The sequence below is a fragment of the Thalassospira sp. UBA1131 genome (genome assembly GCF_002311515.1).
Taxonomy (GTDB): domain Bacteria; phylum Pseudomonadota; class Alphaproteobacteria; order Rhodospirillales; family Thalassospiraceae; genus Thalassospira.
This window is the reverse complement of the sequence record NZ_DCAO01000121.1, coordinates 1-10,891: the sequence shown is the minus strand read 5'-3', so window position 1 is coordinate 10,891 and position 10,891 is coordinate 1. Positions and strand designations below refer to the sequence as shown.

Annotated in this window: 10 protein-coding genes; 6 read left to right on the top strand and 4 right to left on the bottom strand. The window is 54.3% G+C overall.

The window, feature by feature from the left end; all coding sequences use genetic code 11:
• Positions 1-747: 747 nt before the first annotated feature.
• Entirely contained in the window at positions 748-1,920 is a 1,173-nt protein-coding gene (locus tag B3Z49_RS20525; protein ID WP_296994361.1) for a M23 family metallopeptidase, read from the top strand.
• Between the two features lie 176 nt (positions 1,921-2,096).
• Here the strand turns inward: B3Z49_RS20525 and B3Z49_RS20520 are convergent, their stop codons facing one another.
• Both B3Z49_RS20520 and cyaY read right to left on the bottom strand, forming a co-directional pair.
• Complete coding sequence (locus B3Z49_RS20520; protein WP_296994358.1) at positions 2,097-3,893, bottom strand: ABC transporter transmembrane domain-containing protein; 1,797 nt, start codon at positions 3,891-3,893, stop codon at positions 2,097-2,099.
• A 49-nt stretch (positions 3,894-3,942) separates the two neighbouring features.
• Positions 3,943-4,281 (bottom strand): iron donor protein CyaY, encoded by a 339-nt coding sequence (gene cyaY / locus B3Z49_RS20515; RefSeq protein WP_063088989.1) that lies wholly within the window; start codon positions 4,279-4,281, stop codon positions 3,943-3,945.
• A 267-nt stretch (positions 4,282-4,548) separates the two neighbouring features.
• On the opposite strand from cyaY, the gene rpmE reads away from it, so the two are divergent.
• Both rpmE and B3Z49_RS20505 read left to right on the top strand, forming a co-directional pair.
• Positions 4,549-4,773, top strand: a complete 225-nt coding sequence (gene rpmE, locus B3Z49_RS20510; protein ID WP_008891651.1) for a 50S ribosomal protein L31 — start codon at positions 4,549-4,551, stop codon at positions 4,771-4,773.
• Positions 4,774-5,029: 256 nt separating this feature from the next.
• Complete coding sequence (locus B3Z49_RS20505) at positions 5,030-6,853, top strand: adenylate/guanylate cyclase domain-containing protein (protein ID WP_296994349.1); 1,824 nt, start codon at positions 5,030-5,032, stop codon at positions 6,851-6,853.
• A gap of 113 nt (positions 6,854-6,966) precedes the next feature.
• Here the strand turns inward: B3Z49_RS20505 and B3Z49_RS20500 are convergent, their stop codons facing one another.
• Both B3Z49_RS20500 and B3Z49_RS20495 read right to left on the bottom strand, forming a co-directional pair.
• Positions 6,967-7,413, bottom strand: coding sequence for a DUF1465 family protein (locus B3Z49_RS20500; protein WP_296994346.1), 447 nt, complete (start codon positions 7,411-7,413; stop codon positions 6,967-6,969).
• Positions 7,414-7,906: 493 nt separating this feature from the next.
• Complete coding sequence (locus tag B3Z49_RS20495; RefSeq protein ID WP_296994343.1) at positions 7,907-8,101, bottom strand: DUF1192 domain-containing protein; 195 nt, start codon at positions 8,099-8,101, stop codon at positions 7,907-7,909.
• Positions 8,102-8,190: 89 nt separating this feature from the next.
• Between B3Z49_RS20495 and B3Z49_RS20490 the strand changes: the two genes are divergently transcribed.
• The 3 genes from B3Z49_RS20490 to B3Z49_RS20480 all read left to right on the top strand — a co-directional run.
• A complete protein-coding gene (locus tag B3Z49_RS20490; RefSeq protein ID WP_296994341.1) occupies positions 8,191-9,198 on the top strand; it encodes an NAD(P)H-quinone oxidoreductase in 1,008 nt (335 codons plus the stop codon).
• Positions 9,199-9,498: 300 nt separating this feature from the next.
• Positions 9,499-10,179, top strand: coding sequence for a DUF1013 domain-containing protein (locus B3Z49_RS20485; protein WP_008891656.1), 681 nt, complete (start codon positions 9,499-9,501; stop codon positions 10,177-10,179).
• Between the two features lie 166 nt (positions 10,180-10,345).
• Positions 10,346-10,891, top strand: a 546-nt coding sequence (locus B3Z49_RS20480; RefSeq protein ID WP_296994336.1) for a DeoR/GlpR family DNA-binding transcription regulator, incomplete at its 3' end; no start/stop codon positions are given.

Genomic DNA, 10,891 nt, shown 5'->3' with positions numbered 1-10,891 from the left:
CGAAACCGCCAAGTCCGCGTCGCCATCTCGTTGGCGCCGCACCCCGTCGGTGGAGGCGGGTTATAGGCCCCACTCCCAAAACTGTCAAACCCTTTTTTGAGAAAAAACGTCAGAAAAAGACATTTTTGTAAAAAGGGCAAAAACTGGCCGGAACCGGGGGAATTCACCCTTCATCCCGTGGTTGAGAAGCCGTGGTTGAACATGGATTAGACCGGTCTGCATTTACGTCATTCCATAAAGCTCATTTGACCACATCAGAAGCAGTCGTTTGCTCACATCGAACACAGCCGGAGAGCGACACATATATATATGTCATATCGCGCGCTTGATCGGCGGCCCTGTGAACTGGATTTCATTTTGTTTTCGGCTGCCATGTTCTTGCCACTGTGGGCTGGCACATGATCGCCGCCCATCACGACCAAGGCAGCAGGATTCCCTCAACGGTTCGTAAAGGAAATCGCGCCATTATGTCGGGACGGGTTCCACTTTTACCTGCGGCAATTCGCATTTCACATCGCCAAATCTTTTATGTATAAGGTTCTTGGCGATGTTGCCAACAAGAGCGACGGCCCGGGTGAACTGACAAATGGCTTTTAGGGGAGTTCTGCGGCAATGGCCGGAAGAGACTTGGTTTCTATTGCGAGCGTGATGGTAATTCTGGGGGGAACAACCGGATATCTGCTATCTGATCATTATTCGAACGCCTCGGATACTGCCCTGTCTGCCAGCGCTGCAGAGAGCCATGTTATGGGGGGTGACGCCGACGTCACAGAAACCGCCAGTATCCCTGATCTTGAACCACGCCGCGAGACGGTTGTCCTTGAAAAGGGATCCAACCTGATGGCGACACTGACCGCCACAGGCCTTGAGCGGACATCTGCCTATAACGCGATCGAAGCCCTACGCGATGTATTTAATCCGCGCAAACTGCGCGCCGGTCAGGAATTCGACCTTGTTTATGCTGCTGACGGGCAGGACGATATCGAACTTCTGGACCAGATGAGCTTCCAGCCGGATCCGGAAACCATTGTTTCGGTCTCGCGCACCGATGACGGCTATCAGGCATCCTCGGACAAAATCGAACTGACACCTTCGCGCAATGTTGCGTCGGGCACGATCGAGCAAAGCCTGTTTCTGGCAGCGGAACGCAACGGTGTTCCGATTCCGGTTCTGATGGAACTGATCGAACTTTATTCCTATGAAGTTGACTTCCAGCGTGACATTCAGCCGGGCGACAGTTTTGAGATCATGTATCAGGAACTGAAAAACGATGCCGGTGAACGCGTACGGTATGGCGATGTGCTTTATGCCAGCATGACGCTGAGCGGTCATGAGGTTCGGCTTTATTCCTATACCGACAGTAACGGCGAAACCGACTTCTATAACCAGAAGGGCGAATCTTATCGCCGCGCGCTGATGCGCACACCGATCAACGGCGCACGTCTGTCATCGGGTTATGGCAAACGCAAGCATCCCATCCTTGGCTACACCAAGATGCATAAGGGGATCGACTTTGCTGCCCCGACCGGCACACCGATCTTTGCCGCCGGTAACGGCACGATTGCCAAGATTGGCCGCAATGGCGGTTATGGCAATTACATCCAGATCCGCCACAATGATTCCTATGCCACCGCCTACGCCCATATGAATGGCTTTGCCAAGGGCCTGAAGCAGGGATCACGGGTCAAGCAGGGCGATATCATCGGATATGTTGGCACTACCGGCCGCTCTACCGGTCCGCACCTGCATTACGAGATCCTGCAAAACAATGCACAGGTCAACCCGATCCGCGTGAAGATGCCAAGTGGCAAGACGCTTAAGGGTGACGAGCTTGATCGCTTCCTTGCGGATTCTGATGTGTTGCGCAAACAGTATGCTGAACTGTCAATCGGCAACCGCAAGATCGCCAGCGCCGAATAAGACCCCGATTGGTCCAAAATCAAAAACCCGCCCTTGTGGCGGGTTTTTTGTTTCTGCGACATCAAGACAGATGTCTGCGCTAAAGCTTTGGCTCAGCGTTTTGGGTCGGGAGAATGTGGCAGTAAAGAAAGCGAATAGCGGACAGCCATACAGCGCGCTTTGGCTTTATCCTGAGATCAGGCTGCGTCGCGTTCAAACTGAAGCTTGGCCAGGCGCCCGTAAAGCGGCGAGCTTTCAAGCAGTTCCTGATGCGTCCCGACCGCTACCAGCTTGCCATCATCAATCACAGCAATCCGGTCTGCATGCAGAACCGTTGCCAAACGATGCGCAATCACGAGCGTGGTGCGTTCTTTCATAATGGTTTCAAGTGCCTTTTGAACAACCTGTTCACTTTCGGCATCAAGCGCGCTGGTGGCTTCATCCAGAAGCAGGATGGCAGGATTGCGCAGGATCGCGCGCGCAATCGCAATGCGTTGACGCTGACCGCCCGACAGTCGCACACCCTTTTCACCCAGGAAGGTATTAAAGCCATCCGGCAAGCGGTCAAGGAACTCGCTGGCATGCGCAGCGTCGGCAGCCGCACGCACATCGGCATCACTTGCCCCCGGACGGCCATAGCGGATGTTGTCCCATGCACTGGCAGCAAAGATCACCGGATCCTGCGCAACAAGACCAATGCGTTCGCGTACTGCGACCGGATCGGCCGCCTTGATGTCGATCCCGTCAACTTTGATCACACCGCTTGCCGGATCATAGAAGCGCAGCAGCAGCTGAAACACGGTGGTCTTGCCTGCCCCCGAAGGGCCAACAAGCGCAACCGTTTCGCCCGGCTTGACCGACAGGCTGAGCCCCTCAAGGGCCGAGCGATCCGGGCGGGCAGGATAATGGAAGGTAACGTTTTCGAAACTGACATGGCCCTGATGGGGCAACGGTAACGCGACGGGCTGTTCCGGCGCCTTGATTTCAGGTTCAGTCGACAGCAACGCAACAAGGCGTTCCGCTGCACCCGCCGCACGCTGCAAATCACCGATCACTTCACTGATGGCACCAACCGACCCGGCAACCACCACGGCATAAAAGACAAAGGCCGAAAGTTCCCCGGCCGAGATCGTGCCATCAAGCACATCATGCCCACCAATCCAAAGGATGGTGCCGACCGCACCAAACACCATGACGATAACAATCGCGGTCAGAAGGGCGCGGGCAGAAATACGCGCAACCGCTGTTCTGAAGGCTCCTTCGACATGGCCGCTAAAGCGTTGGCTTTCGATTTCTTCGTGGGTATAGGCCTGCACGGTGCGCAGCGCGTTGAGGGTTTCTTCGGAAAAGGCGCTGACGTCGGCTACTCTGTCTTGCGACTCTCGCGACAAACGCCGCACGCGTCGGCCGTATCCGACAATCGGAATGACAACCAACGGCACCACCAGCAAGACAAGTGCTGTGAGCTTGGGACTGGTGATGGCCAACATCGTCAGGCCACCGACAAACATCAGGGCATTGCGAAGGGCGATCGAGACGCTTGAGCCAATGACAGCCTGAAGCAATGTGGTGTCGGTTGTCAGACGCGAAAGGACCTCTCCGGTTCGTGTGACTTCAAAGAAGGCTGAGTCCAGTCGGATGATATGGCGGTATACGGCGGAGCGGATATCGGCAACCACGCGTTCCCCGATCCAGGAAACCAGGAAGAAGCGCATGTAACTTGCGCCCGCAAGCAACAGGGTTACTGCAAACAGAACGAACAATGCCCGATCCAGCAGCGAGCCATCACCTTCGGCAAAGCCTTCGTCAACCAGCATGCGCAGGCCATTGCCAAGCGCAAGTACGGTGCCAGACGCGGTTACCAGTGCGATCAGCGCGCCGAACAGCTGCAAACGGTATTTTGTAACGAACGGAACAATGGCACGGAGCGACGAAAGGTTCCGGCTGGTTTCACGATCGGTGAGTTTTGCAGAAGAAGTCGGTGTACGCGCCAAGGCACTTTATTCCGTATGCAGTGGTAACCTCGCGGCCGATATAAAGAGATCAGCCAAGATCAAGCTTGTTCCCGGTTTTGACAGCAAGATCAGCCGAAAGCTGATCATGGAGCGTGGTCGAACCACGGGTCGAGGTCCAGGTTTCGTTGTCTTCATCAAAGTCATAGTGGCTTGCCCCACTGACCGGCGAAGAAAGCCAGACCTGACGGTTCGGACCATGCTTGTTGATGATGAATTGTTCGCCCGAATCGAGTTCGATGGTCAGGATGCCGGACTGCAGATCAACATCAAGGTCATCGCCCAAGGCATCATCAATAACATCAGAAAGCGTTTCGATGGTTTCGTCTGCAAGCTGATGGAAGCGGGTTTCCTCAAGGGCCACAGTCATATTCTCCGTCTATCATCGGGGTCCAATGCCCCGGCAAGGCGACAATCAATTGTTGGCGCACCATACTATATAAAGAGGCCTGTGCAAGTATGCATAAGCACGGGTGCGAGAAAAGCTTGAAACATGGGTCAACCACTGTTAAACGACCGCCTGATCGCTACTGCACTCCCCTCATTTGGCGTTAATCGGATAATTACCGGTTACAGGGGTTGCGCGAGCCGATTTTTTACACTATACACCGCGCTTCAAATTCCGGAGTGATAGGCGATGAAAAAAGATATCCATCCCGATTACCATGAGATCACCGTTCAGATGACTGACGGCAGCACCTTCACCACGCAGTCGACCTGGGGCAATCCGGGCGATGTGTTGAAGCTCGACATCGATCCGAAAAGCCACCCGGCTTGGACTGGTGTTCACCGTCTTCTGGACAGCGGCGGGCAGCTTGCTAAGTTCAAAAAGCGCTTCGCTGGTTTCAATATCGGCAACTAAGCAAAGAACACGCTTCTGTGTTCTGTGGGATCAGCGCCCGTCGCATCTTCTTGATGCCGCGGGCGTTTTTCTTTGTCTAAACCCTGAATTTGCATAGCTGCCGACGGTAAAAAGCTATGGTTGGAACAACTCTCGGCTGTTATTGAGCATATCTGATGGTGATTTCGGCATTTTTTTGCCATAATCCCATTCGTTAGGATAAGGCGGCACCGATTCTGCTGCCCTGTTCTGCATGCACGCATGATCAGGCTCTTAGATGAATCAAGTGACAGCACGTAACCAGGTTAGCTATGAGGTCTATGTTAAAGACCGTTCAGGCCGGTGGCAGATCCACGGTCACTTTACTGGTGCGCAAAGAAAGCAGGCAGAAGAAGAAGCCAAACAGATCGAGCGTGCAAATCACGTTTCGGGCGTGAAAGTCATTCGCGAGGTTTACGACCACGCAACCAACAGCTCTGACGAGTATGTGATTTACGAAACGCGCGGTCCGGGCAGACTGGAAAACACCAACCCGCAGGCAAAGCCAAAGCGGTCAGCCCCGCCCAAGGCCGATGCCCAGCGTCCTGCACCCGCCCCAATGATGCCAAAGGCAGATACATCTGCCGACAAGCCCAACGATGCGGCACCCGCGAGCGAGAAGAAACCCGCAGCTGTTCGCCCATCTGCATCGGTTGCAGAAAGCCAGACCCTTATTGGCCTTGGCCTTAAGATGATGGTGGCCTTCTGCGTTGCGATTGCGGTTGGCCTTGCCACCATGTTGCTTGCGGCCAAGGGGCTTGAATTCCTGCCGGGGATGGGGCTCAAGATCAGTCAGGGCTTTTATGACAAGGCCAACTTCCTGTCCTTCACCGTTGGTTTTTTGGCCAGCGTCGTACCGATGCTGATGGCGCTGACCAAAAAGTTCAAGGGACGTGCACGCCGATCTTCGATGGCGTCTTTTCGTTCGACAGGATCCAAATCGGCCCGCAACGGTAATCGCACGGGCAACACACAGGGATCTGGTTCGGATGTGCGCCGCAAGTCAGCCGCAGAAATGGCGGCCGAAATGGCCCGTGAGGGTGGTGACACGGACGTAGAGGTCGCAGAAGACGCGCAGGACGACACACCGGCAGAGGCCGCACCGGAGCCAATTGACGATACGCCCGAAAAACCGTTGGTCGAAACACGCGAAATGCGGGCGACGCGCGAACAGATGCGCGACTTCATCACCGGATCGATCGAAGCCATTCAGCGTAAAGTGACCTCGCTTGATGCCTATCACAAGTTTGGCGTTAACCTTTATGTCGCCGGGGCCTGTGATGCATGCAGTGAAAAACACGCGCTGGATCAAAAGGACGGGCGCGTCATTTTGCGGGACTGCATTTCGGCGATGGGCGCGAACAAAAGCATGGCCGAGACTTTCTGCAAGAATGTCGACGACTATATTCTTGAGCCGAAATACAAGGATATGTATGGCGCGGGCCGCCAGTCGATGGACGCCTATATCAAAGATGAAAAGAGCATCACGTCATCGGTTGCCAAAGCAATCAATGACTGGAGCGACAAGCCCGCCGCGGGCCCCCAAGGTGCCGGTGGCAAAAAGCTTCATGCCCTGATGTTTACCGACATCGTCAATTCCACAGCCAAAACCCAGGAACTCGGGGATCATGGCGCGCAGCAGATGGTGCATATCCATAACCAGATCGTGCGCACGGCCCTGATCAACAACTATGGCAAGGAAGTCAAACATATGGGCGACGGCATCATGGCCGTGTTCCCGTCCTCGGCGAGTTCGGTAGAGGCCGCCATTGAAATCCAGAAAAACATGGCATCCCACAATGCCAGCCAGGATCTGAAATTCCAGATCCGCATCGGCATCAATGCCGGTGAAGCCATTGCCGAGGAAAACGACCTGTTTGGCAGTGTGGTGCAGCTGGCCGCACGTGTCTGTGCGCAAGCAGGCGGTGACGAAACACTGGTTTCAGAAAACGTCAAGAATACCTATAGCGGCAGTCGGGCAAGCTTTGTCTCGCAAGGTACACGCCAGATGAAGGGCTTTACCGACCCGATTGAGGTCTTCCAGGTTCAAGCCCGCAGCTGAGCTGCCCCTCTTCTATATCCCGTGATCACCAGAATGCGCTATGCGCGGTTATCAACCAACCGCGCCGCAACCAGTCCTGGGCAAAAACGATGTTCGGGTAAGGCTGCTGTCTTTTAGCCGTTGCAGCGCGCGGCGACCTGCAATTCCATACGGGCGGTACGCATATAAAGTGAATGGGCACGCCCCATCAGATCGAGAAGACCGGGCGAGAGGAAACCATATTCCTCGTGCGGATTGACCGTACAGACCCGAAGATCGACCATCAGATCATCGATATCGACAGCCTCATCCCAGGGGATTTCCCCCGCTTCAACAGCACGCACGGCAAGAAGCCACGCCATTGCCCGTATCAATCGCGTGGTCATGCGCATCTCTTCGACGCATTGTGCAACGGCTTCGCGACTGCCCTGTTTCTTGCTTTGGCCTCGATGGGCGGAAAGGTAATTCCGTGCCTCTACCAGCAGCGTAAAGGCTTCATCGTAGGTACGCGAAAAATGAACAACCGAGAAATTGCTTTGATACGACGCCGCCTTTGACGTCGGGGGATGCTCTTGAGTCATCCTGAATATATTGGGAAGGTTTTGAGCGGCTTCAAGACGGGAATTACGCAAATAGAAAGACCGCCCACTTTCGGGGCGGTCTCACCTCAACCTGCTAAACTTGCCGGACTTTTTTTTGGTTTTGTTTTTGTTGTGTGCGAACTTTAGCCATCGCTTAAGAGGCGGTCAAGGCTATTCATGGCACAAATGTGACAATACGTATTAACCCGTACCTTTTTGCGGATTAATACGGAAACACAGATGCGTACTGCCTTAATTGGCAGGCCACTAAGTCGCTAAAAATCAATCACAAAGAAAAAGAACCGCCCAAAAAAGGGCGGCTCAGTTTAACAGGGAGGCATCGAAACATCACGTTCGACAAGAGAGCCATCAGATGACCCTCTATTCCACATATAAGACGGCAAGTTTAATTTTCAATTAACCGCAGGTTTAAAAAAAACCATCCTCACGTCTAGTAATCGAACATGCTGCTCCGAAGCATCAAGATGGGGTTTCAGCTCTTGAAAAATGCTTCTGCACCTTCGGTCACACCTTTGCGGTGTTCGAGCGTCTCATCCACATGTTTAATTTCACGCTCCAGCGCGGCGCGATAGTCTTTCAGACTGGCGACCGACATTCCTTCAAGATTGCGCGGCAAGCCAAATTCACCCGATTTGAGAACAGCAAACTCTTCTTCGTCCACAATCATCCTCCATTATTCCCTGTCAGGTCAGGGGCATTGAATTTCCTTCATGTCCTAGATAGGTATAAAACGCAGTTTTCGCCAACGAGGTCCCGATGTCCAATCCAGAATTTCCCAAAAAGATGAAAGCCGTCGAGATCAGGAAAGACACCGACACACCTGCCCTTGTGCTGGGTGATGTCGCGGTGCCGGACTGTGGCCCGGATGATGTCTTGGTGCGGGTTGCGGCAAGTGGGGTGAATAGACCGGACCTGATGCAGGTTGCTGGCATGTATCCGCCCCCGCCCGGTGCGTCAGAAATCCCGGGCCTTGAACTGTCGGGCGAAATTGTTGCCGTTGGATCAAACGTCACCGACTGGAAATGCGGGGATAAGGTTTGCGCACTGGTAACCGGCGGCGGCTATGCCCAATATGCCGCAGTACCAGCGGCGCAATGCCTGCCGGTACCCAAAGGCATGTCTATGACAGCCGCCTCCGGGGTACCCGAAACCTTTTTCACGGTCTGGCACAACGTCTTTGACAAAGCTCAGCTGAAGGCGGGCGAGACATTTCTGGTGCATGGTGGCACATCGGGGATTGGGACCACCGCCATCCAGCTTGCCAAGGCATTTGGCGCCACGGTTATTGCCACCGCCGGATCAGACGAAAAATGTCAGGCCTGCCGTGACCTGGGGGCAGATGTTGCGATCAACTACAAGACCCACGACTTTGTCGAAGAGGTCAAAGCCGCAACCGATGGCAAAGGCGCAGATGTTATTCTGGATATGGTTGCAGGCGACTATGTCAGTCGGAATTTCAAGGCAGCAGCATTTGAAGCGCGCATTCTGATCATCGCGTTTTTGCGCGGACCCAAGGCGGAAACCAACTTTACCCCGCTGTTGCTCAAACGTCTGACGCTGATGGGATCAACGTTGCGTGCGCAGCCGGTTGCCAACAAAGGCGCAATTGCAACTTCGTTGCGCGAAAAAGTCTGGCCGCTTCTGGAATCCGGTCAAGTTGCGCCCGTAATTTACAAGACCTTCCCGCTTGAACAGGCATCGGAGGCACATGCCACATTGAAGGGTGGCGCGCACATCGGAAAAGTGATACTGGAAGTCGACTGATCGCGTATGGACGAAGGTCTGATAAGTTTTATCTGACCGATCCAAGGCAACATTGCTATGCTTGCGGTCCTGAAAGAAATATTCTTTTCAGAACGCCGCAACAGATTGTTGCATTTACCCGCACATTGATCGAAAAGAACGCAATGGCGGATCCGATGATGCGCAGCAACCCCCGCGGTTGACCTTGCTGCATTGCCGGACCACCTAAAGAGATTATATTCTGGGGCAGACATTCCCGCGCTTTTTGGGCCTTATACCCATCGCCGGTCTCCAGAGAGAAAGAAGGAAACAGGAGGAAATATGGCACAGCCCCTCATGCCCAAAGCAACCGCTGTATGGCTTATCGACAATACCGGCTTGTCGTTCCGGCAGATTGCTGCCTTTACCGAACTTCATGAGCTTGAAATTCAGGCCATCGCAGACGGCGACGTCGGCCAGGGTATCGTTGGCCTTGATCCGGTTGCCAATGGTCAGCTGACCAAAGAAGAAATCGCGCGTTGCGAAAAAGACCCGCGCGAATTCCTGAAAATGGCGAAATCCGACCTGCCGCGCCCGCGCGCGCAGTCGAAGGGTGCACGCTATACCCCGGTTTCCAAACGTCAGGACCGCCCGAATGCGATTGCATGGCTTCTCAAACACCATCCGGAACTTTCCGATGCGCAGGTTTGCAAGCTGATCGGCACCACCAAGGACACCATCGGCAAGATCCGTGATCGTTCGCACTGGAACTCGGCCAACCTGACGCCGCGCAACCCGGTGACCATGGGCCTTTGCACCGAGCTTGACCTTGAAAAACAGGTCGTGATTGCACGTTCGAAGAACCCGGAAAAGATCGCCAAGGATGTCGAGCCGGATCCACTTCCGGAAGAACTGCAGATCAATCCGGAACCGGATTATCCCGGCAAGAAAAAGGACGAGAAGAAAGACGAGCCGAAGACTTCCGATTACATGGAAGCGGCCGAAAACCTCTTCAAATCCTGATCGAATTTCAAAGGCCGCCCAACGGGCGGCCTTTTTCGTTGGGGTTTACGCCCTGCTTGCGTAAGGTTTGTTTCATAGTATTGCCGCGAAACGGTAACGCAACCGACATGGTCGCGACATACCATTCGGCTGCTTTTCAAATGAACAACACCAAAGACACGTTTCCATGCAAAAACGCCCAACCGAACGCCAGGCAGGCATTGTCGAACTTGTCCGTGCTGATGGCTTTCGCACCATCGAACAACTTGCAGAACGCTTTGACGTCACCCCGCAAACCATCCGGCGCGACGTGAATGCGCTGTGCGATGAGGGCCTGCTACGCCGTCGCCACGGCGGTGTTGAACCAGCCCTTGAGCATGAAAACATCGCCTATCGGGCGCGCAAGGTTCTGAACGTCAATGACAAGCGCAAGATCGCGGCCCTGGTGGCGCGCGAAATTCCCAACGGGGCGTCGCTGTTCTTTTCGATTGGCACCACCCCGGAACTTGTCGCCAATGCGTTGTTGCAACATCGCGACCTTCGGATTTTCACCAATAACCTCAATGTCGCCTATGTTGCAGCCACCAATGACAGCTTTGAGGTGACCCTGATTGGCGGGCGTCTTCGCAACCGTGACCGCGATGTTCTGGGGCCTGAGGTCGAGGCGTTCTTTAACAGCTACAAGGTTGATTACGGTATCTTTGGCGTCGGCGGGATTGATCCGGATGGCAGC